Annotated in this window: 27 protein-coding genes; 12 read left to right on the forward strand and 15 right to left on the reverse strand. The window is 58.5% G+C overall.

All coding sequences use genetic code 11. From position 1 onward, the window contains the following. Positions 1–3: 3 nt before the first annotated feature. From FY152_11585 to FY152_11595, 3 genes are read left to right on the forward strand one after another with little or no spacing between them, the layout of a single operon-like run. Positions 4–1,623 carry a heme biosynthesis protein HemY gene (locus tag FY152_11585; protein ID UXS32703.1) on the forward strand — a complete coding sequence of 540 codons (1,620 nt, stop codon included), beginning with the start codon at positions 4–6 and terminating at the stop codon, positions 1,621–1,623. Positions 1,624–1,637: 14 nt separating this feature from the next. Further along, positions 1,638–2,126 (forward strand): hypothetical protein, encoded by a 489-nt coding sequence (locus tag FY152_11590; GenBank protein UXS32704.1) that lies wholly within the window; start codon positions 1,638–1,640, stop codon positions 2,124–2,126. Next, positions 2,116–2,847 carry a glutamine amidotransferase gene (locus tag FY152_11595; GenBank protein ID UXS32705.1) on the forward strand — a complete coding sequence of 244 codons (732 nt, stop codon included), beginning with the start codon at positions 2,116–2,118 and terminating at the stop codon, positions 2,845–2,847. Before FY152_11590 ends, FY152_11595 begins: the two co-directional genes overlap by 11 nt. Positions 2,848–2,859: 12 nt before the next feature. Here FY152_11595 and FY152_11600 read toward each other — a convergent pair whose 3' ends face one another. Beyond that, positions 2,860–4,092 carry an MFS transporter gene (locus tag FY152_11600; protein ID UXS32706.1) on the reverse strand — a complete coding sequence of 411 codons (1,233 nt, stop codon included), beginning with the start codon at positions 4,090–4,092 and terminating at the stop codon, positions 2,860–2,862. A 247-nt stretch (positions 4,093–4,339) separates the two neighbouring features. On the opposite strand from FY152_11600, the gene FY152_11605 reads away from it, so the two are divergent. Next, positions 4,340–4,630, forward strand: a complete 291-nt coding sequence (locus FY152_11605) for a YggT family protein (protein ID UXS32707.1) — start codon at positions 4,340–4,342, stop codon at positions 4,628–4,630. Next, positions 4,627–4,968: a DUF167 domain-containing protein gene (locus FY152_11610; protein ID UXS32708.1), complete on the forward strand. Its 342-nt coding sequence runs from the start codon at positions 4,627–4,629 to the stop codon at positions 4,966–4,968. The genes FY152_11605 and FY152_11610 overlap by 4 nt, the downstream gene beginning before the upstream one ends. Here the strand turns inward: FY152_11610 and ppa are convergent, their stop codons facing one another. From ppa to FY152_11630, 4 genes are all read right to left on the reverse strand, one after another. Continuing rightward, a complete protein-coding gene (ppa, locus tag FY152_11615; GenBank protein UXS32709.1) occupies positions 4,969–5,502 on the reverse strand; it encodes an inorganic diphosphatase in 534 nt (177 codons plus the stop codon). 170 nt (positions 5,503–5,672) lie between these two features. Next, a complete protein-coding gene (locus FY152_11620) occupies positions 5,673–6,179 on the reverse strand; it encodes a GNAT family N-acetyltransferase (protein UXS32710.1) in 507 nt (168 codons plus the stop codon). 216 nt (positions 6,180–6,395) lie between these two features. Then, a complete protein-coding gene (gene typA, locus FY152_11625; GenBank protein ID UXS32711.1) occupies positions 6,396–8,216 on the reverse strand; it encodes a translational GTPase TypA in 1,821 nt (606 codons plus the stop codon). A 163-nt stretch (positions 8,217–8,379) separates the two neighbouring features. Next, positions 8,380–10,440, reverse strand: a complete 2,061-nt coding sequence (locus tag FY152_11630; GenBank protein UXS32712.1) for a M3 family metallopeptidase — start codon at positions 10,438–10,440, stop codon at positions 8,380–8,382. A 176-nt stretch (positions 10,441–10,616) separates the two neighbouring features. Here FY152_11630 and FY152_11635 point away from each other — a divergent pair, with 176 nt between their 5' ends. The 3 genes from FY152_11635 to FY152_11645 all read left to right on the forward strand — a co-directional run bounded on the left by FY152_11635 (position 10,617) and on the right by FY152_11645 (position 12,835). Beyond that, complete coding sequence (locus tag FY152_11635) at positions 10,617–11,042, forward strand: hypothetical protein (GenBank protein UXS32713.1); 426 nt, start codon at positions 10,617–10,619, stop codon at positions 11,040–11,042. Between the two features lie 132 nt (positions 11,043–11,174). Beyond that, positions 11,175–11,633: a winged helix-turn-helix transcriptional regulator gene (locus tag FY152_11640; protein UXS32714.1), complete on the forward strand. Its 459-nt coding sequence runs from the start codon at positions 11,175–11,177 to the stop codon at positions 11,631–11,633. Between the two features lie 23 nt (positions 11,634–11,656). Further along, positions 11,657–12,835: a multidrug effflux MFS transporter gene (locus FY152_11645; protein UXS32715.1), complete on the forward strand. Its 1,179-nt coding sequence runs from the start codon at positions 11,657–11,659 to the stop codon at positions 12,833–12,835. Between the two features lie 57 nt (positions 12,836–12,892). Here FY152_11645 and FY152_11650 read toward each other — a convergent pair whose 3' ends face one another. Continuing rightward, entirely contained in the window at positions 12,893–14,116 is a 1,224-nt protein-coding gene (locus FY152_11650; GenBank protein UXS32716.1) for an argininosuccinate synthase, read from the reverse strand. A gap of 1 nt (position 14,117) precedes the next feature. On the opposite strand from FY152_11650, the gene FY152_11655 reads away from it, so the two are divergent. The 3 genes from FY152_11655 (at position 14,118) to FY152_11665 (ending at position 16,109) form a co-directional block, all read left to right on the forward strand. Continuing rightward, a complete protein-coding gene (locus FY152_11655; GenBank protein ID UXS32717.1) occupies positions 14,118–14,303 on the forward strand; it encodes a hypothetical protein in 186 nt (61 codons plus the stop codon). Positions 14,304–14,456: 153 nt separating this feature from the next. Next, positions 14,457–15,311, forward strand: a complete 855-nt coding sequence (locus FY152_11660; GenBank protein ID UXS32718.1) for an SDR family NAD(P)-dependent oxidoreductase — start codon at positions 14,457–14,459, stop codon at positions 15,309–15,311. A gap of 150 nt (positions 15,312–15,461) precedes the next feature. Beyond that, positions 15,462–16,109 carry a LysE family translocator gene (locus FY152_11665; protein UXS32719.1) on the forward strand — a complete coding sequence of 216 codons (648 nt, stop codon included), beginning with the start codon at positions 15,462–15,464 and terminating at the stop codon, positions 16,107–16,109. A gap of 40 nt (positions 16,110–16,149) precedes the next feature. Here the strand turns inward: FY152_11665 and FY152_11670 are convergent, their stop codons facing one another. The 7 genes from FY152_11670 to FY152_11700 form a co-directional block, all read right to left on the reverse strand. Next, on the reverse strand, positions 16,150–16,944 hold the full coding sequence (locus FY152_11670) for an ABC transporter ATP-binding protein (GenBank protein ID UXS32720.1): 795 nt from the start codon (positions 16,942–16,944) through the stop codon (positions 16,150–16,152). After that, on the reverse strand, positions 16,941–17,822 hold the full coding sequence (locus tag FY152_11675) for an ABC transporter permease (GenBank protein UXS32721.1): 882 nt from the start codon (positions 17,820–17,822) through the stop codon (positions 16,941–16,943). The genes FY152_11670 and FY152_11675 overlap by 4 nt, the downstream gene beginning before the upstream one ends. 100 nt (positions 17,823–17,922) lie before the next feature. After that, the gene (locus FY152_11680) at positions 17,923–18,876 is read right to left on the reverse strand and encodes an ABC transporter permease (protein ID UXS32722.1); all 954 of its coding nucleotides are present in this window, start codon (positions 18,874–18,876) and stop codon (positions 17,923–17,925) included. A 108-nt stretch (positions 18,877–18,984) separates the two neighbouring features. Then, on the reverse strand, positions 18,985–20,214 hold the full coding sequence (rlmN, locus tag FY152_11685; GenBank protein UXS33272.1) for a 23S rRNA (adenine(2503)-C(2))-methyltransferase RlmN: 1,230 nt from the start codon (positions 20,212–20,214) through the stop codon (positions 18,985–18,987). A 209-nt stretch (positions 20,215–20,423) separates the two neighbouring features. After that, a complete protein-coding gene (locus FY152_11690) occupies positions 20,424–20,927 on the reverse strand; it encodes a hypothetical protein (GenBank protein UXS32723.1) in 504 nt (167 codons plus the stop codon). A gap of 297 nt (positions 20,928–21,224) precedes the next feature. Next, positions 21,225–21,605 (reverse strand): DUF1232 domain-containing protein, encoded by a 381-nt coding sequence (locus tag FY152_11695; protein UXS32724.1) that lies wholly within the window; start codon positions 21,603–21,605, stop codon positions 21,225–21,227. A 51-nt stretch (positions 21,606–21,656) separates the two neighbouring features. Beyond that, a complete protein-coding gene (locus FY152_11700) occupies positions 21,657–21,962 on the reverse strand; it encodes a 4a-hydroxytetrahydrobiopterin dehydratase (GenBank protein ID UXS32725.1) in 306 nt (101 codons plus the stop codon). A gap of 83 nt (positions 21,963–22,045) precedes the next feature. On the opposite strand from FY152_11700, the gene FY152_11705 reads away from it, so the two are divergent. Beyond that, the gene (locus FY152_11705) at positions 22,046–22,525 is read left to right on the forward strand and encodes a low molecular weight phosphotyrosine protein phosphatase (protein ID UXS32726.1); all 480 of its coding nucleotides are present in this window, start codon (positions 22,046–22,048) and stop codon (positions 22,523–22,525) included. On the opposite strand, the gene thpR is transcribed toward FY152_11705, so the two are convergent. Further along, complete coding sequence (thpR, locus tag FY152_11710) at positions 22,459–23,052, reverse strand: RNA 2',3'-cyclic phosphodiesterase (GenBank protein ID UXS32727.1); 594 nt, start codon at positions 23,050–23,052, stop codon at positions 22,459–22,461. The two genes, FY152_11705 and thpR, sit on opposite strands and share 67 nt — an antisense overlap. Positions 23,053–23,120: 68 nt before the next feature. Next, positions 23,121–23,771, reverse strand: coding sequence for an arylesterase (locus FY152_11715; GenBank protein UXS32728.1), 651 nt, complete (start codon positions 23,769–23,771; stop codon positions 23,121–23,123). Between the last annotated feature and the right edge of the window lie 58 nt (positions 23,772–23,829).

The raw sequence follows: 23,829 nt of genomic DNA on the forward strand, positions 1-23,829 counted from the left end.
GGCATGACCAGAATTCTGACTTTCGCCCTTATCGTTCTGGCGCTCGGCTTCGGTTTCTCGTGGCTGGCGGATAGGCCCGGCGTGCTTTCCATCGTCTGGCAGGGCCAGCTGATCGAAATGAGCCTGATGGTCGCCGCCTCGATCATCGCGGCGCTGGTTGCCGCCGTCATGCTGGTCTGGTGGATCGTCAACGCCATATGGACGTCGCCGAACGCCGCCCGGCGTTATTTTCGCGCCCGCAAGCGCGACCGTGGTTATCAGGCGCTCTCCACCGGCCTCATCGCCGCCGGCGCCGGCAATGCCATCCTCGCCCGCAAGATGACGGCCCGTACCCAAGGGTTGCTCAGCGCCGACCAGGAGCCGCTTATCCACCTGCTCGATGCACAGGCTGACCTCATTGAAGGCAAATATGACGAGGCGCGACGCAAATTCGAGGCGATGTCCCGCGATCCCGAGACCCGGGAGCTTGGTCTTCGCGGCCTCTATATCGAGGCCCGCCGTCAGGGGGCCTATGAGGCCGCCCAGCAATATGCCGAGGACGCGGCGGAAAAGGCCCCTTACCTGCCATGGGCAGCGCAGGCGACGCTGGAAAACCGCTGCCGCAATGGACAATGGGACGACGCGATCCGCCTCCTCGACCAGCAGAAGGCGGCAGGCGTCATCGAACGCGGTGAGGCGGAACGCCTGAAAGCCGTGCTTCTCACTGCGAAGGCCGGTGAAAAACTGGAAAGCGATCCGGTGGGCGCACGCGAGGATGCCAAACACGCCCTCAAGCTCGCGAAAAGCCTTGTGCCTGCAGCATTGATCGCCGCAAAATCCTATCTGCGCGAGGACAATCTGCGCAAGGCAGCAACGGTTCTGGAGCCGGTCTGGAAGACCGATCCGCACCCGCAGATAGCAGAGCTTTACGTGCGGGCGCGCAGCGGCGATACGGCTATTGACCGCCTGAAACGCGCCGAACGGCTTGAAAGCCTGAAGCCCAACAACATCGAATCCCTCTTCGCCGTGGCGCAGGCCGCACTCGACGCCAAGGAATTTGCCAAGGCGCGAGCCAAGGCAGAGGCCGCCGCCCGCATCGAGCCACGCGAAAGCATCTTCCTGCTGATGGCCGATATCGAGGAGGCTGAAACCGGCGATCAGGGCCGGGTGCGCTACTGGATGGCGCAGGCCCTGCGCGCGCCGCGTGATCCGGCCTGGGTGGCCGACGGCATCGCCTCGGAAAAATGGCTGCCCGTTTCGCCCGTCACCGGCCGTCTCGATGCCTTCGAATGGAAAGCGCCTTTCGGCCAGCTCGAAGGCCCCGTCGAAGATCTGACCATCGAAAATGCGATTGCTGCAGCACCGCCCCGCGCCGAACCCGCTCCCGCAACCATCATTGTCGACAAGGCCGCCGAGCCTGTTCTCGAGCCGAAACCCGCTCCACCGGCTGCGCCGATCGAGGTCAAGCCGGTCGTATCGGTTCCCAAGGAAAAAGAACCGGCGACAATCGAAGCACCGGCGGAAGCGGACATGGCCGACGCGAAGGCCGAAGCGGTACCCTTTTTCGGCGGCGCGCCGGATGATCCGGGCGTCAAGAAACCGGGCGTGGAAGCCGAACCCAAGACCCGGCTCAAACTCTTCTGACGAACAGGCTATCAATGTTCAACCAAATACAGTCGTTTATTCAGAACCTCGTCGGCCAGCACACGGATGAATTCGGCCCTGATGATCTGAGGGTAGCAGTTGCCGCCCTCTGTTTTCAGGTGATGGAAGCCGACGGCACAGTCTCGAAAAGCGAGCGCGACCGTCTTCGCGAAATCCTCCAGGATTATTATCATCTCGACGCCGGCAAGCTGGACGCGCTTCTCACCGCAGGCCAGGAGGCCGGCAAGGAAGCCGTCGATTATTATCGTTTCACCACCGATATCCGCCGCCATCTCGATGAAGATCAGCGCGTGGAGCTTATTGGCATACTCTGGGATATTGTTTACGCTGACGGCGAACGAAGCGAAATGGAAGACCATGTGATCTGGCGTGTCGCCGATCTGCTTGGCGTTTCAGTTCGCGACAGGGTTCTGCAACGTCAGCAGGCCGCCACGAGGTCCGGGCCCGCTGAAGAAAGCGAAAACAAAGACGATGCTGTTTGACCCTTCCAGGCAACAGAGCAGACAACCTTCCCTGCTCGTGGTCCTGCATCAGGAACGTTCCACGCCCGGCCGCGTTGGCCAGATGCTGGTGGAAAAAGGCTATCGTCTGGATATAAGACGCCCCGCGCTCGGCGATGACCTGCCGCAAACGCTGGAAAAACATGCGGGCGCCATCATCTTCGGCGGCCCGATGAGCGCCAATGACCCGCATGATTACGTCAAGGCCGAAATCGACTGGCTGAAGGTACCGTTGAAGGAAAACAAGCCCTTTCTCGGCATCTGTCTTGGCGCGCAGATGCTGTCCAAACATCTGGGCGGCAAGGTCGAGGCCGACAGGGAAGGCAAGGTGGAGATCGGCTGGTATCCGCTTCACGCCACCGAACACGGACGGCTCCTGATGCCGCATTGGCCGAAGATGGTCTATCATTTTCACCGCGAGGGTTTCGAACTTCCCCGGGGAGCCGAGCTTCTGGCGTCAGGCGAGACCTATCCCAATCAGGCTTATCGATATGGAAAAAATGCCTGGGGCCTGCAGTTTCACGCCGAATTGACACGCGCCATGATGCATAGCTGGGTGGTGCGCGGCGCGCAGCGTTTCGGCATGCCTAATGCGCAGGTCGGCAGCCAGCATCTGGAGGGCCGTATGTTGTTCGACACGCCGCTCCGGTCATGGCTCGGCAATTTCCTTGATCTGGTTTTTGAAGGCAAGGCGCAGCGCTGAAGCAATCCGCCGTCAGTGCGGCGCATCCAGATTGTCGATCCTGCGCAGCTTTGAAAAGCCGAGCGCCCAGATAACCGCGACAGCAAGCGTGCCCGCTCCCCCGATGACGACGGCAGGCACCGCACCGACCACATGGGCCATGGTGCCGGCGCGGAATTCCCCCAGCTCGTTGGAAGCGCCGACAAACACCATGTTGACCGCATTCACGCGCCCGCGCACCTCATCCGGCGTCCAGAGCGCGATCAATGTCTCCCGCACATAGACGGACACCATGTCCGATGCGCCCATGACCACCAATGCGGCAATGGACACCCATGCCGTTTCGGAAAGCCCGAATACCACGGTGGAAATACCGAAGAGGCCGACGCCAACGAACATCAGAAGGCCGGCGTGGTGGCGGATGGGCCTGAACGCCAGAATAACCGCAACGGTGATGGCGCCGATACCGGGAGCCGCGCGCAGAAGCCCAAGGCCCCATGGGCCCAGCGTCAACACTTCTTTGGCGAAAATCGGCATCAGAGCGACAGCGCCGCCGAGCAGGACGGCAAAGAGGTCGAGCGAAATTGCGCCGAGAACAACTTTCTCCTGCGAGATGAATTTAAACCCGGCCAGCATTGTCTCAAGGCTGATGGCTTTCGCCGGGCCGCGCTGTTCCGGTTTACGGATTGTCACGGCCAGCGCCGCCGACACGATGAAGAGAACGAATGCGACGCTATAGGCGACGGAGGCGCCAGCACCATAAAGCAGGCCGCCGGCGACGGGACCAAGAATGGACGCCATCTGCCAGGAGGAAGAATTCCAGGCTATGGCGTTCGGCAAATCCTCGACGGGTATGAGATTGGGCGCCAGCGACTGAACCGCAGGCCCCATGAAGGCACGCTCGATCCCGAACACGACGAGAATTGCGAAGACCGGCCAGGGAGAAAAATTGTGCGTCACCGTCAAGCCAAGCAGGGCTGCGGCGCAACCGGCCGCGATCACAAGACATATGGCCATGATGCGCCGGCGATTGTGCCTGTCGGCGACAGTTCCGGTGACGAGGATCAAAAGCAGCGACGGCAGAAACTGGAAGAGACCGATCAGACCAAGATAAAAGGCATTGCCGGTGACCTCATACATCTGCCAGCCAACGGAAACGCTGACGATCTGGATGGCGAAGGCCGAAAAAAACCGGGCGCTGAAAAAACGACGATAGGAACTGTGCCGGAATGCACCGAAGCGGTTTTCGGCAGAAGGCAGGGACATCGGCTGGGCGCTCTCGAGACAATGAGAAGTTTGCAATAGAGCGATATCACGGGAAGCGCCAGCCCTTCCGTTCAGGGGGATGACGAAAAATATGATCGGTTTCCGTCCGAAATCCCGCTGCAAATCCATGAACGGGATTATGGTGATCGACGGTCGATCCGACCAAAGATCATTACGATCTGGCACAACACTTGCCGGTTCACGGTTCAATGTCTAAATGTCTAGCAACCAAGATACGGAGATATTGATGCTTGCCCTGTTTCAGACCATCGATCTGGCCTTGAACCTCTATACGTGGGTGCTGATTGCCAGCGCTATTTTTTCCTGGCTTTACGCCTTCAACGTCATCAATTCCCGCAACCAGTTCGTGAACGCCATAGGGAGTTTCCTGGTCAACGTCACGGAACCGGCCCTGCGCCCCATTCGCCGCATTCTGCCCAATCTCGGCGGTATCGACATTTCGCCGATCATCCTGCTGCTGATCATCTTCTTCATCCGCTCCTTCATGTGGAACACGCTCTATCCGATGACCGTTTGAGCGGCCCCTGGCAAAAGCACCATGATCATGTCCGCCTGCCTGTTCGCCTCACACCGAATGGCGGGCGGGATGCGATTGACGGCGTGGAACAGGATGCGGACGGAAACGCGCATCTGAAGATACGCGTCAGCGCCGTGCCCGAAGGCGGCAAGGCGAACAAGGCCCTCATTGTTTTGCTGGCGAAAAAGCTGGGCCTGCCCAAATCTTCCATCACCTTCATTTCAGGCGAAACGGCGCGCAAAAAAATCCTCCGGATCGATACCGACCCGGAGGATTTCGAAAAGCTTTTTAAAAATCTGGAAGCATCGACCCGATGCTTACACAAAGCCCAGCGCTGATCAGCCCTGTGCCTTGTAGCGCTCGATGGCTTCAACGATCAGCTTCTTGGCAACGTCGACATCCTGCCAGCCGCCCATCTTCACCCACTTGCCGGGCTCCAGATCCTTGTAGTGCTCGAAGAAGTGCTCGATCTGCTTCAGCGTGATTTCCGGCAGGTCGGTGTAGTTGTGGACCTTGTCGTAGCGGCGCGTCAGCTTCGGAACCGGCACGGCCAGAATCTTCTCATCCTTACCGCCGTCATCTTCCATGATCATGACGCCGATGGGGCGAACATTGATCACGCAGCCCGGAACCAGCGGACGGGTGTTGCAGATGAGAACGTCGATCGGGTCGCCATCGTCAGACAGCGTGTGCGGCACGAAACCATAGTTACCCGGATAGGTCATCGGCGTGTAGAGGAAGCGATCGACGACCAGCGCACCCGCATCCTTGTCCATCTCGTACTTGATCGGATGGCCACCGACCGGCACTTCAACGATGACATTCACGTCATCCGGCGGATTCTTGCCTACGGAAATTGCATCGATACGCATTCGCTTCCCTCAATTCGACGGGTTGGATTTGGTTTTCGATACTGGGAAAGTCGCCGCATTGCAACATGGCTTTGGGCGGATAAGGCAGAATGCGGGATTTGAGGGTATCGCTATTGCGCATGGCAAAGGCGGAAAGATCAAACGGGCTTAAAATCCACCCGCAATTTTTATCAGTTCCAGACGAAACCGACTTTGCGCAGTGATTTGCCGCCGAAGTCTTCCATGCCTTCTGCAATATCGCGGCCGCCATGCGAGCGGAAAAAACGATTGGCGACATCGCTGTCTTCAAGGCACCAGACGACGATACCGTTGCAGCCGAGCGACGTCAGCAGCCGGCGCGCCTCCGTGAACAACAGGGAGCCAAGCCCGATGCCCTGATATTCCGGGCGCAGATAAAGCTCGTAAATCTCGCCATCATGCGGCAGCCCGCGCGCCCGGCTGAGGCCCAGCGTCGCATATCCGGCAACCACACCGGCCACTTCCACCACCAGCATGGTGGCGGATCCTTTGGTCGCCTTCTTCCACCAGATTTCGCCGCGGCGCTCCAGCATCTGCGTCAACGGCCTGTGCGGGATTAGCCCGGCATAGGCCTGTTGCCACGACAGACGGTGCGCCTCGGAGATGGCGCGCGCATCATGCGGTTCAGCACGGCGAACATCGATGGATAACGTTTTCATAACGCGATTCTGGCCCCGGCCACGGAAACTTACCAGTCATAAAGGTTAACGCCGGCAAGCTTACCCACAGCCTATTCATGTGGACGACCGACAAAAATTAACGCATCCTTAACCTTTGGCACAAGCACCTTTCGACTCATGCACACATAAAAACGAACGCATAAAAAAACCCGGCTCGAGGCCGGGTTTTTTCGAATTCATAACGACAAGCCGCAATCAGACAGCGAGCTTGGCCTTTTCGAAACGCTTGCGATCGTTGGCGTCCAGGAACATCTTGCGCAGACGGATGGACTTCGGCGTCACTTCCATCAGCTCGTCGTCCTGAATCCAGGAAAGCGCGCGATCGAGCGTCATGCGGATCGGCGGCGTCAGCTTCACGGCTTCATCCTTGCCGGCAGCGCGGATGTTGGTTAGCTGCTTGCCCTTCAGCACGTTCACTTCGAGATCGTTATCGCGAGAGTGAATACCGATGATCATGCCGGCATAGACCTTTTCACCCGGCTCGATGATCATCGGGCCGCGATCTTCCAGGTTGAACATGGCATAAGCCACAGCTTCGCCCGAACCGTTCGACAAGAGAACGCCGTTCACGCGGCCGGCAATCTGGCCCTTGAAGGGCTGATAGTCGTGGAACAGACGGTTCATGATCGCCGTGCCGCGGGTGTCGGTCAAAAGCTCCGACTGGTAGCCGATCAGGCCACGGGTCGGTGCATAGAACTTCAGACGAACGCGATTGCCGCCGGAAGGACGAAGCTCGGCCATTTCAGCCTTGCGCTCGGACATCTTCTGAACGACGACGCCGGAATGCTCTTCGTCAACGTCGATCACGACTTCTTCGATCGGCTCCAGCAGGGTGCCGTTCTCATCCTTGTGCATCACGACGCGCGGACGCGAAACGGCAAGCTCGAAGCCTTCGCGACGCATGGTTTCGATCAGAACCGCCAGCTGCAATTCGCCACGGCCGGAAACGAAGAACGAATCCTTGCCTTCGGCTTCTTCGATCTTCAGCGCAACGTTGCCTTCGGCTTCCTTGAACAGACGGTCACGGATAACGCGGCTCGTGACCTTGTCGCCTTCGGTGCCAGCCAGCGGGCTGTCGTTGACGATGAACGACATGGTAACGGTCGGCGGGTCGATCGGCTGCGCGGTCATCGCCTCGGTGACGGAGGGGTCACAGAAGGTGTCGGCAACAGTACCCTTGGAGAGGCCTGCAATGGCGACGATGTCGCCGGCATGGGCTTCTTCGATTGACGTGCGCTCAATGCCGCGGAATGCGAGGATCTTCGAGATACGGCCGTTTTCAATAACCTTGCCGTCCTGGCCGAGAACCTTCACCGCCTGGTTCGGCTTGATGGAACCGGAAGCGATGCGGCCGGTGATGATGCGGCCGAGGAAGTTGTTGGCTTCAAGGATGGTGCCGATCAGGCGGAACGGACCTTCTTCAACCTTGGGCTCCGGAACATGTTCGAGAACCAGATCGAGCAGCGGCGCAAGACCCTGATCCTTCGGGCCTTCCGGGTTAACGTTCATCCAGCCGTCACGGCCGGAACCGTAGAGGATCGGGAAATCGAGCTGCTCGTCGGTGGCGTCGAGGTTTGCGAAGAGGTCGAAGACTTCGTTGATGACTTCTTCGTGGCGGCCATCCGGACGGTCGATCTTGTTGATCGCGACGATCGGGCGAAGACCGACCTTCAGCGCCTTGCTGACCACGAACTTGGTCTGCGGCATCGGGCCTTCCGAGCTATCGACCAGAACGATCGCACCGTCCACCATCGACAGGATACGCTCGACTTCGCCGCCGAAGTCGGCGTGGCCGGGGGTGTCGACGATGTTGATGCGGACACCCTTCCACTCCACCGAGGTCGCCTTGGCGAGAATGGTGATGCCACGTTCCTTTTCGAGATCGTTGCTATCCATCACGCGCTCGGCGACACGCTGGTTGTCGCGGAACGAGCCGGACTGCTTCAGAAGCTCGTCCACGAGCGTCGTTTTTCCATGGTCAACGTGCGCGATGATCGCGATGTTGCGAAGTGCCATTGTTCAAAATCTCTGAGGTTGGGCGCCACTATCGTGAGATGCGCCAATTTAGTTTGGCGCGCTCATAACCTTTTTTTTGCAAATGCGAAAGGGGGGGCCTTGTCATAAGGCCCCTGCGCTCAGGTTCTAGCTCAGAAATATGACAGTCTTTTATACCGAACTCTTAGACGAGGCCACGCTTCAAAAGCATGGCGTCCGGGCTCGGCATCTTGCCGCGAAAAGCAAGATAGGCCTCCTCCGGATCGATGGAACCGCCGACGGAGTAGATATTGTCCTTCAATTTGCGCGCCATTTCACCATCGAAGGGATTGCCGGTTTCCTCGAAGGCCGAAAAGGCATCGGCGTCCAGCACTTCCGACCACATGTAGGAATAATAGCCGGCAGAATATCCGTCGCCCGAAAACACGTGCTGGAAATGCGGTGTCGCATGCCGCATGACAATGGACTTCGGCATATTGAGCGCGGAGAGCACCTCGCCTTGCACAGCCATGGGATCGCTCACGCTTTCCCGGGTATGGAACGCCATGTCGACGATTGCCGAAGACGTGAATTCCACCGTGCTGAAACCGGCATTGAAGGTCTGGGCCGCAAGCACCTTGTCCAGCAGTTCTTTCGGCATGGATGCGCCAGTTTCGTAATGCAGCGCGTATTTTTCCAGAATTTCCGGAACGGTCAGCCAATGTTCGTAAAGCTGCGACGGCAACTCCACGAAATCACGCGAGACGCCCGTTCCCGAAACGGAAGGATAGGTGACATCAGACAGCATGCCGTGCAGGGCGTGGCCAAATTCATGAAACAGCGTGCGCGCATCGTCAAGCGATAGCAGCGCAGGCTTGCCCTCGGCCGGTTTTGCGAAATTGCAGACATTGTAGATGATCGGTATTTCGCCAACGATGCCGTTCTTCAGGGGCAACTTGTGCTGCGACTGGAAAGAACTCATCCACGCGCCGGAACGCTTGGAAGGACGGGCGAAATAATCGCCAAGGAACATCGCTTTCAGATCACCCTTGTCGTCGCGGATTTCGAAAACCCGCACATCCGGATGATAGGCAGCGACATCCTTGATCTCGACGGCGCGAATTCCGAAGAGCCGGTTGGCCACATCGAAACAGGCCTCGATGATTTTTTCCAGCTGCAGATAGGGCTTCAATTCAGCCTCGGAGAAGTTGAATTTCTGCGCTCGCAGCTTTTCCGCATAATGGCGCCAGTCCCAGGGCATGACATCGTGGTTCTTGCCCTCCTGCGTGATGATAGCGGCAAGCTCTCCCTCTTCCTCGCCGGCGCGTGCCACGGCCTTTTCCCAGACCTGTCCCAGAAGGCTGTTCACGGCATCCGGCGTTTTCGCCATCGTGTCGTCCAGTTTGTAGGCCGCGAAATTCCTGTAGCCGAGTAGCTTTGCTTTTTCCTCACGCAGCTCCAGCGTGCGATGAACGGTATCGCGATTGTCGGTTTCGCCGCCGTTTTCACCACGCGCCACCCATGCCTTGAAGGCCTGTTCGCGCAAATCACGGCGCTCGGAAAAGGTGAGGAAAGGTTCGATGATGGAGCGGGAAAGGGTGACGGCGAATTTGCCGTCCTCACCATACTCGCGGGCGGCACCCGCCATCGCATCACGCAGGAAACCGGGAATGCCGGCAAGTTCCTCTTCTGCGGAGAGCAGCAGCTTCCAGCTCTTTTCATCCGCCAGCACATTCTGCCCGAATTTCGCACCAAGACCGGCAAGTTCCTCATTGATCGCCGCAAGACGCTCCTGGCGGTCTTTCTGCAGCTTGGCGCCGGAGCGCACGAAACCCTTCCAGTGTCGCTCGAGAACCCGCTTCTCCTCGCCCGTCAGGCCAAGCGCATCTCGCTCGTCCCACAGCGTGTCGATACGTTTGAACAGGGCCTCGTTCATGCCGATCTTCGAATAATGTCGTGACATTTTCGGCGCGATTTCCCGCTCCAGCGCCTGAATGGCGCTATTGGTGTGCGCCCCTGCCCTGTTCCAGAACAGGGCCGAAATACGGGAAAGCTCATCGCCCGCGATTTCGAGTGCGGTCACGGTATTTTCGAAGGTGGGCGCCTGAACATTGCCGGCAATCGCATCGATTTCCTGTTCGTGAGACAGAAGCGCAGCTTCGAAGGCGGGGCCGAAATCCTCATCCTTGACCGCATCGAATTTTGGCAGACCGTTATGACCGTTCCAGGTAACGAGTGCGGGATAAGCGACGGTCTTGGATGGCATTTCATCTTCCTTGTACAATTCCGGTTTAAGCCCATATGGGCACGCCTCCACCGCCAATTCAATATGCCGGAATTTGGTGTGGAATACGCAGGTGCCGCCATCGCGAAGTATTGACCGGCCGGGCGACGGCGTGGTCTGATTCATCGCAATAATATCCCATGATGGAGATATGTATTATGGAGATTTATTCTTTAAGAGCCTCTAATAATTTCCTTTTCAGAGACAATTCCAGAAACGCCAGACCTGTAGACGGCACCGATTTCGGCAAGGCAGCCCAGCCGGACGCAGCGACCGGCTTCGAAGAGACGATAAATCGCATCGATTTCACCCGCATCAGCCCCCGCGAACTACGGGAAATCGCACAGAAATATTACGAGGCCGGGAAAATCAGCCACGATACCTGGCTTGAGCTCTCGTCCGAACTACCGGCACAGACGCTGAACGCCAATGGCGAGGTGATCGATACAGCTGATGTAACCGATGATACGGATTTCGACTTTGTGACCTATTTTTCCGATAGGATGGAGATTGCCCGTTCTATCGGCACCGCAGATGAAGTGGAGAAAATGCAGGATGTGCTGTCTTTTTTAGCTTCGACGTGATGACTAGCATTATGTTGCGGAGCGTCCCGCGACCGAACTGACAAATACTTTACTCGATTTTCGACAATATGATTTGCTTACCATTGCTTATCGCCCGGAATTTAGTAAGGCTGGCTTACGAAAAGGCGAAGCATGGGCACTAAACGCGAAAAAGATTCATTGGCATTTTTGCTGAACAGCGGCGCGCGCCTGCTGAACAGTGCATTTGAGCGCCGTATTTCTGAGGCCGGACTGGGCCTGACACCCGGCGAGGCGAGAGCCTTGCTGACGGTTGCCGTTGTGGATGGCAGCAAGCAGTCGGACATCGCCGCCCGTCTCGGGATCGAACCCATGACAATCTGCGCCTATCTCGACAAGCTGCAATCGCTCAACCTCATCGAACGCCAGCAGGACCCTCAGGACAGGCGTTCCAAGCGCATCGTGCTGACGGAGACCTCCACCGACATGCTGGAAGCCGTGCGCCAGGAGATCGATGAACTCGTCCGCCATGCCACGCAGGGCCTGAATGAAGAGGAAGTCGCGCTCTTCCGCAGCTTCCTGCAGACGCTTCGCAACAATCTGCAGCCGGAACAGCCGGGCCAGAACGGCTGATCGCAATGTCGTCAAAAACGATCATGTCAACAAGGCGCACGGCAATTCTTGGAGCGTTGCTGACGGCGCTGGCCCCCATTTCCATGTCGATCTACACGCCGGCCATGCCGGAGCTGACACGGGTTTTCGCCACCACCGAGTCCGCCGTAAAACTCAGTCTCTCCCTCTATTTTGCCGGTTTCGCCATAGCGCAGCTGCTTGCCGGGCCGGCGTCCGACGCCTTCGGGCGGCGCAAGGCGAGCCTCGTCTTCCTGTCGATCTTTCTCGGCGGCGGCTTGCTCGCCATCCTTGCCCCGACAATTGAAGTGCTGCTTTTTGCCCGGCTTGTCCAGGGCATAGGCGCCTCCGTTGGCATGACGGTGGCGCGCGCCGTGGTGCGGGATCAGTTTGCCGGCGCGGAAGCCTCCAGCATCATGAACCTCATCGGCATCATGCTGGCCGTCGGTCCCGCCATGGGACCGACAATCGGCGGGCTATCGCTTGCGGCTTTCGGCTGGCAATCGGTATTTTTCCTGATGGCCGGCCTCGGCGCCATCGCCATCTTCTGCGTGGTGGTTTTTCTGCGCGAAACGACGGTCCCGGACAGAAGCCTGATCCGTCCCCGTCGGCTCCTCTCAGCCTATGGGACGTTGTTGACCGAGCCGCGTTTTCTTCTCGCCGCACTGGTACTCGGCGGCTCCATAGGCGCGCTTTATGCGCAGGCGACCATGCTGACTTTCATCCTTATCAACGAAGTCGGCATGTCCCCCACAGCCTTCGGCGTCGGCATGCTGATGCAGACCGGCGCTTATTTCTTCGGCTCCATCGCCCTGCGTTATATCGCACCGCGGCTGGGCGACCGCCGTTCGGTCATGCTCGGCCTCTGTTTTTCCGGCATGGGTGGCCTTCTCATCATGCTGTCGGTGTTCCTGGTGCCGCCGTCCTTCCTCTCCATCATGGGCCCAGTGGCAGTGGCGACAGTCGGCATCGCCTTGCTGACGCCCTCGATGGTGACGGCCGCCCTTGCGCCCTTCCCGCACATTGCCGGTTCGGCATCGGCCATGATGGGTTTTATCCAGATGGGATCGGGTTTTGCGGGCGGAGCCGCGGCCTCGCTGGTCGGCTCGCCTCTCACCGGCTTTGGCATCATCATCCCGGTGATGGAGTTTACGGCAGTCGCAAGCTACATCGGCTTCAGGATCGTCTCCAAAAGACAGACGTGAAAAAACCCGCAGGGCGTTCCCGCCTGCGGGTTTTTCTTATCTGTACCTCAGTGAAAATTACTTGCTGAGGTTACGCTTGGCCAGGGTGCGCAAGCGTAGCGCATTGAGCTTGATGAAGCCGGCCGCATCCTTCTGGTCGTAAGCACCGTGGTCGTCTTCGAAGGTTACCAGCGCGTCGGAATAAAGCGACTTGGCGCTCTCGCGGCCGGTTACCATGACGTTGCCCTTGTAGAGCTTCAGCGTCACTTCGCCTTCCACATGTTCCTGGCTCTTGTCGATCAGAGCCTGCAGCATTTCACGCTCGGGCGAGAACCAGAAGCCGTAATAGATCAGTTCGGCGTAACGCGGCATCAGCTCGTCCTTGAGGTGTGCTGCACCCCGGTCAAGCGTGATGGATTCGATCGCGCGATGCGCGGCCAGCAGGATGGTGCCGCCGGGCGTCTCGTAAACACCGCGAGACTTCATGCCGACGAAACGGTTCTCAACGAGATCGAGACGACCGATGCCGTTTTCACGACCGTAATTGTTGAGCGTTGCAAGAAGCGTGGCCGGCGACATTTCAACGCCGTTGATGGAGCAGGCATCGCCCTTGCGGAAACCGACCTTGATGACGGTTGCCTTGTCCGGGGCCGCTTCCGGCGAGATGGTGCGCATATGCACATATTCCGGAGCTTCCAGTGCCGGGTCTTCCAGAACCTTGCCCTCGGAGGAGGAATGCAGAAGGTTGGCGTCAACCGAGAAAGGCGCTTCGCCCTTCTTGTCCTTGGCAACGGGAATCTGGTGCTGTTCGGCGAAGTTCAGGAGGTCGGTACGGCTCTTGAACGTCCAGTCGCGCCAGGGGGCGATGATCTTGATATCCGGGTTCAGCGCATAAGCCGAAAGCTCGAAACGGACCTGGTCGTTACCCTTGCCGGTGGCGCCATGCGCAATGGCGTCGGCGCCGGTCTTCTTGGCGATCTCGATCAGGTGCTTGGAAATCAGCGGACGTGCAATGGAGGTGCCGAGCAGATAGACGCCTTCATAAACGGCGTTGGCACGGAACATCGGGAACACGAAATCCCGAACGAACTCTTCGCGGACGTCCTCGATGAAGATTTCCTTGATGCCCAGCATCTCGGCCTTCTTGCGTGCCGGCTCAAGCTCTTCGCCCTGGCCGAGATCGGCGGTGAAAGTCACGACTTCCGCGCCGAGTTCCGTCTGAAGCCACTTCAGGATAATCGAGGTGTCGAGGCCGCCGGAATAGGCGAGAACGACTTTCTTAACGTCTTTCGGGAGTGCCATAATGATGTCCATCTGCATGATGACGGCATCGGGGTACCGCCATTTCCTTGGGATTTCGGCACTTTTACAGTGCAACCCCAAAACTGTGAAGCGATTTTCCGAAAAGATGCGCGACAAAACAGCGAATGGCGCGAAAGGGCAACGCGCATTTGCGAAAGGCCAAATGCAAGCCACCGGCTCTTCATGACTGGAACGAAGGGTTTGTCACATGCATTATGGAATTTCGCGCTTTAACATGGAGCGTCTCGATCGACTTGAAGACCGTGAATGAAGCCACTCAGGGTTCAGGCAACGTTGCAAACGGCTGGAAACAGCACAAAACGACGCGAAGGAGAAACCTATGACGACCATCCACCCCGCATTCAAGGAAGATAATGTCGCCGTCATCACCGGTGCCGCATCCGGCATCGGACTTGCCGCCGCGCGCAAATTCGCCGGTTTCGGCATGAGCGTCGTGCTCGCTGATCTCGATGGCGACAGGCTCGCCGCAGCGCACGCGGATATTCTGGCCGTCGCAAAGGACGGCGAGGCGCAGATCGTCGCAATCCCCACCGACGTGTCGAAACTCGATGAGCTGGAAGCGCTGGAACGTGCTGTCATCCAGCGTTTCGGGCGGGTTCACGTGCTGATGAACAATGCCGGCATCCAGCCCGGAAGCGCCATTTTTGGCCCGCAGACCAATTGGGAAAAAGTCATCAACGTCAACCTGATGGGCGTGGTGAATGGCAGCCGCGTCTTCGGGCAGGGCATGATCGCCCATGGCGAGGCCTCGCTCATCATCAATACAGGCTCGAAACAGGGCATCACCACCCCGCCCGGCGATCCCGCCTATAATGTCTCGAAGGCGGGTGTAAAAGCCTTCACGGAAGCGCTCCAGCACGAACTGCGCAATATTCCGAACGGCGCAGTTTCCGCCCATCTCCTGATCCCTGGCTTCGTCTTTACGGGCCTGACGGCGCATGGCAGGACGGAAAAGCCGGCAGGGGCGTGGACCGGCGAGCAGACCGTCGACTTCATGGTCGACAGTATCGGCAAGGGTGATTTCTACATCCTTTGCCCCGATGGCGAAGTGGATCGCCCGACGGACGAGAAGCGCATTCTCTGGGCGGCTCAGGATATCGTGCAGAACCGTCCGCCGCTGTCGCGCTGGCACACGGAATATTCCGCCGCCTTCACCAGCTTCCTGAAAAACTGAATATCTGGAGCCACCGCGATTTGAAAATTGCGGTGGCTTTCGCCATGACCGGCTCGGCTTTGCCCGCCATTTCATCGGCACGCAAAAACATTGGCAGAAACGCGAAATCGCGTTAAGCAACGGCAACCTCCAGATTTCACGGGTGCCGCGATGGATTTCGTTCCAAGCCTGCCAACACTTGCCGCCTTCACCATCGCCATATTGCTCCTGGCGGTAACGCCCGGACCCGACATGACGTTGTGGATCAGCCGTTCGCTACGCGAGGGCCGCACAGCGGGTTTCATGACCCTTCTGGGAACCAATATCGGCATCACCGTACATACGATGCTTGTCGCTTTCGGTGTTGCCGCGCTCATCGTTGCCTCACCGACCGCCTTCATGATCCTAAAGACCGGCGGCGCCGCCTATCTGGTCTGGCTCGCCATTCAGGCGATCCGCAAGGGTTCGGATTTCGTGATGGTCAAGACGACCGACGAAAAACCGCAATCTTCCCTGAAGGGGGCCTTGCTGAACGGTATCTGGGTCAATCTGTTGAACCCGAAGATCATCATCTTTTTCATGACCTTCCTGCCGCAATTCGTCAGCGCATCCGATCCGCACGTCACCGGCAAGCTGATTTTTCTTGGGCTCTGGTCCATCATCGTGGCACTGCCGATCGGCATCGGTATCGTTATCGCCGCCGATGTCCTCTCCGCCTGGCTGCAACGCAACAGGAAGGTTCTGCGCGGGCTGGACTATACGATCGCCGGCGTCTTTTCGGTTTTCGCCTTCAAGATTTTCTTCACGCAAGCGCGCTGACGGCAAACGAAAAGGCGCCCGAAGGCGCCTTTTCAAACAATCAGCCGATCAGCAATTCGTCATCGTCGAGCGTCTGGCCGCGTATCTTGCGGAACATGTCGATCAGATCCTCGACCTCGAGACCCTTGCGGCTTTCACCGGATACGTCGAGCACGATTTCACCGGCATGCAGCATGATGGTGCGGTCACCATAATCCAGCGCCTGGCGCATGGAGTGGGTGACCATCAGCGTTGTCAGCTTGCGCTCGGAGACCACCTTGCGGGTCAGTTCCATCACGAACTCCGCCATACCAGGGTCGAGCGCTGCCGTATGTTCATCCAGCAGCAGCACATCCGAGCCTGAAAGCGTCGCCATGACAAGCGAGACCGCCTGTCTTTGTCCCCCGGACAACAGGTCCATACGGTCCTTCAGGCGATTTTCCAGGCCGAGATTGAGCGAAGCGATCCGCTCCTTGAAGAAATCCCGTCTGCCACGCCCAAGCGCCGGCAACAAACCGCGGCGCTGTCCGCGTGATGCCGCAAGCGCCAGATTTTCCTCGATGGTCAGCGCGCCGCAGCTGCCCGCCAGCGGGTCCTGAAACACGCGCGCCACGCGTCCAGCCCGGCTCGCGGTCGGCTTGCGGGTGACATCAGCGCCGCCGATCGTCACCTTTCCGGCCGTCGGCAGGACATCACCGGCCAGAACGCCGAGAAGCGTGGATTTTCCAGCCCCGTTCGAGCCGATGACGGTCACGAAAGAACCGGTCTCAATGGTAAGATCGATCTTGGCCAGCGCCTGCTTTTGCAGCGGCGTGCCGCGCCCGAAGACGACCTGGATATCGGAAAGGGAAATCACGATGTTGCTCCCCCGCGGCGCAGTCGGGGCAGGATCAATGCGATGGCCACCAATACCGCCGTTACGAAATTAAGATCGGATGCCTTGAGACCCAGCACATCACTCGACAAAGCGAGCTGGATGGCAAGGCGATAGGCGATGGAGCCGAAAACACAGCCGATCAGCGCAATCAGAATGCCCCGTGCGCCGAACAGCGTCTCACCAATGATGACGGCCGCAAGCCCGACGACGATGGTGCCGACACCCGAGGTCACATCCGCAAAACCGTTGGTCTGCGCAAACAGCGCGCCGCCGAGAGCGACCAGCGCATTGGAAAGCGCCATGCCGAGATAGATCTGGTTGCCGGTCTTCACACCCTGCGCCCGCGCCATGCGCGCATTGGCGCCCGTCGCCCGCATGGCAAGTCCAGCATCGCTTTCAAGGAAACGCCAGACCAGAATGACCGCAATCACCACCAGCGCGCCGACAAAGAGCGGCCGCACGAGATATTCGGAAAGGCCAAGACCATAAAATGGCGAGATCATCGTATCCTGATTAAGCAGCGCCACATTCGGTTTCCCCATCACACGGAGATTGACCGAAAACAACGCGATCATCGTTAGGATCGACGCAAGCAGGTTGAGTATCTTGAAGCGGACGTTCAGCGTGGCCGTAACGATGCCGGCGGCTGCACCCGCAACCATCGCAATCGCCGTCGCGACCCAGGCATTGAGACCGTAAATGATCAGCACGGCCGCCACGGCAGCGCCGAGCGGAAACGAACCGTCAACGGTCAGATCAGGAAAATCAAGCACGCGGAAAGCGAGATAGACGCCGATCGCCACGAAAGCGAAGACCAGTCCCAGCTCCACGGCACCCCAGAAGGCGATTTGGCTCACGATAATGTCCTTGTTATTGCCGCCACGTCGGCGGATGCGGGCATTGTTTTCGTGCCGCGCAAAGCGGGCGGCGGGTTTGCCGCCGCCCGAAGTTCGGTTGTTAGTCGATGACCTTGGTGGCGCGCTTGGTCACGCTTTCCGGGAAGGTGACGCCTGCTTTTTCAGCGGCCTTCTTGTTGATCACCAGATCAGTACCGACAGCAACGGTGGCCGGAATATCGCCCGGCTTTTCACCCTTGAGGATGCGGACAACCACGGCGCCGGTCTGCTTGCCAACGTCGAAATAGTTGAAGCCGAGGGCAGCAACCGCACCGCGCGCGACGGAATCCGTATCGGCGGCATAAAGCGGGATCTTGGCTTCCGCTGCAACGCCTGCTGCCGCCTCAAAAGCGGAAACGATGGTGTTGTCGGTCGGAACGTAGATCACGTCGGCCTTGCCGACCAGCGCGCGTGTTGCGCCCTGAACTTCAGCGGACTTGGTGGCGACGGATTCGACGATCTTCAAGCCGGCCTTTTCGGCTTCAGCCTTCAGCAGTGCGAGAGTGGAAGCGGAGTTGGCCTCGGCCGAGTTGTAGATGAAGCCGATGGACTTCGCGTTCGGCGAAATTTCCTTGATGAGCGCCAGATGCTCGCCAACCGGCAGCATGTCGGAAAGGCCGGTCACATTGCGGCCGGGCTTTTCCATGCTCTTGACGAGCTGTGCACCGACCGGATCGGAAACGGCCGTGAAAACGACCGGAATATCGCGCGTCGCCGCAACGACGGCCTGTGCCGACGGCGTGGAGATCGGCACGATGACATCAGGCGCATCGCCCACGAACTGGCGCGCGATCTGCGCTGCGGTGCCGGGGTTGCCCTGCGCGGACTCGTAGAGGAACTTGAGGTTCTCGCCTTCCTTGTAACCGGCTTCCGCAAGGGCTGCCTTGACGCCATCACGGGCGGCGTCAAGCGCCGGATGTTCGACAATGGCGGTGACGGCAACGGTGACGTTTTCAGCCTTGGCCGGCAGAACGAGGGCGCTCGCGGCTGCGAGCGCCAGAATAAATGCGCGCATGGGTATCCTCCAGTTGGTTTCTTATTGCCGTCTTATTAGAAACAAGACAGCCCGAAATCAATCGTAGAACCGCCGCAAGCCAAGCTTTCTGGCGCAGTTGTGACTTATTCAGTCGTCAGCGCCGTGGTTGGCGATCATCATCGCCTCGAAAGCCAGCCGCTCCGTCTTGCGCATGCGCTCCGATTCCGACTTCAGCTGACCGCAGGCGGCAAGAATGTCGCGGCCGCGCGGCGTTCGGATCGGCGAGGCATAACCCGCCTGATTGATGAAATCGGCGAACTTCTCGATCTGCGCCCAGTCGGAACACTGGTAATTCGTGCCCGGCCATGGATTGAACGGAATGAGGTTGATCTTGGCCGGAACGCCCTTCAAAAGCTGAACCAGCATCTTGGCGTCTTCCAGGCTGTCATTCACATCCTTCAGCATCACATATTCGAAGGTGATGCGGCGGGCATTGGAGAGGCCGGGATATTTGCGGCAGGCTTCGATCAACTCCTTCAGCGGATATTTCTTGTTGATCGGCACCAGCATGTCGCGCAGCTCATCACGCACCGCATGCAGCGAAATCGCCAGCATCACGCCGATCTCATCCCCGGTGCGGAAGATTTCCGGCACAACGCCGGAGGTGGAGAGCGTGACCCGGCGCTTGGAGAGCGACAGGCCGTCGCCGTCGGTCGCAATCAGCAGGGCCGTCTTCACATGCTCGAAATTATAGAGCGGTTCGCCCATGCCCATCATCACGATGTTGGAGACCTTGCGGCCTTCGCTTGGCACATAGGCGCCAACCGGTGTCGACCCATCGGGAAAATCGCCGAGACGGTCGCGGGCGAGCAGAAGCTGGGCGAGGATTTCCTCGGCCGTCAGGTTTCGCACCAGGCGCTGCGTGCCGGTGTGACAGAAGGAACAGGTCAGCGAACAGCCCACCTGGCTCGAAATGCACAGCGTGCCGCGACCCTCTTCGGGAATATAGACAGTCTCGATCTCGACGGGACGTCCCGCACCGCGCGGCGGGAAACGCATCAGCCATTTGCGGGTACCGTCATTGGAAATCTGCTCTTCGACGATTTCCGGGCGGGCGATGGTGAAGGCCGCCTTCAGCTTCTCGCGAAGCTCCTTGGCGACATTGGTCATATTGTCGAAATCCGAGACGCCGCGCACATAAAGCCAGTTCCACAACTGGCTGACGCGCATCTTCACCTGCTTCTGCGGCACGCCGATTTCGGCCAGCGCCTCGCCCATGTCCTCACGCGTCAGGCCGATCAGCGACGGCTTGCCGGACATGAGATCGCTATTGGCGATCAGCGGGGTTTTGACTGCCAGGCCGGCAGGGGCTTGCATTACGGACATCACGCTATCCCATCATTCCATGCATCGCACGACCGGCCTGTCAGATAGGCGGAAAATCGTCTACATGTCGAGAAAATCAAAGGCGGAGCACTTTTCGCGCATCCGCCTGTCAATGTTGCCGCGCGTTTAGCATTAAACTGGTAAAAACGCAAATGGCCGATCCATGATCGGCCATCCACCAAGCTGACAGAGTGTCAGTATTACTTGCAGCTCTCGATCTGCTTGAGAGCGGCCGAAATGCCCGAGAGCGAATAGGAATAGGAAGTCGCGGTGCCGCGGCCGGAGACGGCCTTGACGGTCATCGACTTGCCGCCCTTCATCGCAGCCACCAGAGCCGGTTCTTCGGCAGCATTTTCAACCCAGGCAGCCTTGTCCTTGGTGAACATGACGAAGTTCTTGTTATCGATCGTCACATTGACCTTAGAACCCTGCTTCAGCGGGTAACCCACCATGGCCTGCGGCTCATAGGATATGTTCTGGCCCGGACGCTGCGACACGATGAAGAAGATATCGCCGTGATCGACGCTCGCCGGTTCCTTGGCGGTCGGAATGGAAAGAACGTAGCAGACGGTGCTATTGCCCGATTTGTACGAATAGGCACCCCATGCATTGAACTGCTGGATGCGCGTGGGCGACTGTGCAGATGCTACGCCGACGCTGGTCAGCAAAATGGCCACTGCGGTTGCTACACTTCTTACAAACATAGAATTTCCTGCCGGGTTATTGTCTTCCATTGGCCCGAAGCAGCGGCGGGCTCCATTTTATGGATCGGCCACGTTCAGGTGCGGATCGTCTTTTCTCATTGTGGTCAGGAAGCGGTTACCAAACCGTCAACAACACGCATAAAATGCCGAAAACGTCTTACAGTGTTACAGATCGGCGACTCCCAGCACCCTGAGGAGAAGGGCGAGGCACGTCCTTCCGTCATGTGTATGACACACAAATTCAGGCAAGAATTTGTCACCTGCCGGGCTCGACCGGGCAGGCACATCACAGACACGTTACCCGGCTTCCTGCTGTCTTTTCAGCATGGCGTCCGCGGCGTCGTAATGTTCCATCTTGATATGGGCGCGGATCATGGCAAGGGCGGCGGTGATAACCGCGATGTCGTCGGTAAAACCGATGACCGCCAGCACATCCGGCACGGCATCCATTGGCATGATGAAATAGGCGAGAGCAGCGAGAATGATGCCCTTGGCGCGCAGCGGCGTGTCGCGGTCGATCGCGCAATAATAGGCAGCCGCCGCGTCGCGCGCAAACGGCACCTTCGTCATCACGCGCTTCAGCTTCGGCCAGAATTTGGCACGCACGACGCTCTCGCGCTCTTCCTGCCTGTCGTTTTCGCCGGGCAGAAGAATTTCACCGATTTTCACATCATCCATGATCGACGGTCCTCCGGTCACGGCTATTATATGGGACTTATGGCCCACCGTTCAATTCCCCCGGCCGGCGGCAGCCTTCTGCATGGCACCGGCCAGAAGAAAATCCTGCTCGGTCACGCCCTGCGAATCATGCGTGGTGAGGCAGACCTTCACTCGCGAGTAGACATTGGACCATTCCGGGTGGTGGTTGAGCTTTTCCGCCACAAGAGCGGACTCCGCCATGAAACCGAAAGCCTCCGCAAAACTCGAAAACTTGAAAGATCTGACGATCGCCGCGCCATCTTCCCGCAACGACCAGCCTTCAAGTTTTAAGAGCTCCTGCCGGATGGCGTCCTGCTCAAGTCTGGGATATTTCATGTTTTCACCTCCGCGTGACAGGGCGCCTGCCGTACCGGCACAACCATGGCACGCTTGAATTGCCGGAGCGACCCATAATCCTCATGAAACGCACATCCGTTCTGTTTGTTTGCATGGGCAACATCTGCCGTTCACCCCTCGCCGAAGGCGTTTTTGCCCATCTTGCCGAACTGAAAGGTGTCGCAGACCAGCTCACCGTCGATTCCGCCGGAACGGGCGGCTGGCACGCGGGCAACGCCCCGGACCGCAGATCGGTTGCGGTGGCCCGCAAGCATGGCATCGATATTTCCCGGCAACGGGCAAGGCAGGTCAGTCAGGCCGATTTCGAAACCTTCGATCTGATCCTTGCCATGGATACGAGCAACCTGGCGAAGCTGCTCCAAAAGGCGCCGGAAAACCGCAAGCACAAAATCCACCTTTTTCTGGACTATGCGTCGGGACGCCGCGATAGCGTCCCCGATCCATATTTCGGCGGTGAAGACGGCTTTCTGAGCGTCTACAACATGCTTTTGGCGGGATGCAGCTCGTTGCTCGAAAAGATGGAGCTGGATCGCGCCTCGTGAAGCGGGAAGGCCTCTTCGACGATGTAAGGTCCACCGCCCACCGATTCCTTCGACGACATCAGCACGAAACGGCCGACCGTGAAGGGCGAGGTGCGGAAGTTGCCGCGTCCGGAAAGATAATGCACCACATCGTCCAGACGCGAGGAGCGCAGTCGCGCCAGCGTCACATGCGGCATGAATTTGCGCGGATCGGGCGGGAGACCGATCCTCTGACAAATTCTCTCGACCTCGGCCTGCAGCGCATGCATTTCCGGTGAGGGGGAAACCCCTGCCCAGATGGAATGCGGTTTCTTGGAACCGAAGGAACCCATGCCGGTGAGATTGAGCTGGAATTCCGGCCTTTCGATCCGATCCAGCCGGTCAACGACCTCATCGGCGGTCCGTCCGTCGATATCACCGATAAAACGCAGGGTTATGTGATAATTCTCCACATCGATCCACCGGGCTCCCGGCAGACCACCGCGCAACAATGAGAGGCTCATAGCCGCATTGCGCGGAATTTCGAGGGCGGTAAACAGTCTCGGCATGGCGAGCTCCCCGAATCTCTTGGCAGAACAAGCATAGCGAATCACGCAATGCAGGCGGGCGCAAGTGCTTATTTTTTTTGCGCACCGATTGTCTTGATGAAGCTTTCAACAGCCGGCAAAGATTTCTCGACCATCATGGCAACTCCTTGCGTATTGGGGTGCATCTTGTCATCCAGCTTCAGCTTGTCATCTGTCACCACGCCATCCAGAAAGAAGGGATAAAGCGGCAGGTTGTATTTTTCCGCAAGCTGAGGATAGAGCGGATTGAAGCGCTTGGCATAATCTTCGCCCATATTCGGCGGCGCCATAATGCCGACCAGCAAGACGGCTATATTGCGTTTCTGAAAACCGGAAATAATGGCGTCGAGGTTCTTTTCCGTCTGTTCCGGCGCAATACCACGCAAAGCATCATTGGCGCCGAGCTCCAGAATGACCCCGTCCGTACCATCAGGAACAGACCATTCCGCCCGCGCCAGACCGCCGGAAGAGGTATCTCCGGACACACCGGCATTGGTAACGGTGACATTCATGCCCCTGGCTTTTAATGCAGCCTCAAGCTGTGCGGTGTAGCTGTCGGTGGGGGGCAGCTGATACCCGGCCATGAGGCTGTCGCCGAGGCCGACCAGTTGCAATGTCCGCTCCTGAGCCGTGGCCACGGAGGCAGAAAAGGCGGCTGCAAAAATGACGATGAAGTGAAACAGGGCGGCTTTAAATCTCATCTCGGCTTTCCTAACTTGTTTCGCATTGCCCGAAGTACCGACCGCATCGACTGCGCCA

Source organism: Agrobacterium tumefaciens, from assembly GCA_025560025.1.
In the GTDB taxonomy this organism is placed as follows: domain Bacteria; phylum Pseudomonadota; class Alphaproteobacteria; order Rhizobiales; family Rhizobiaceae; genus Agrobacterium.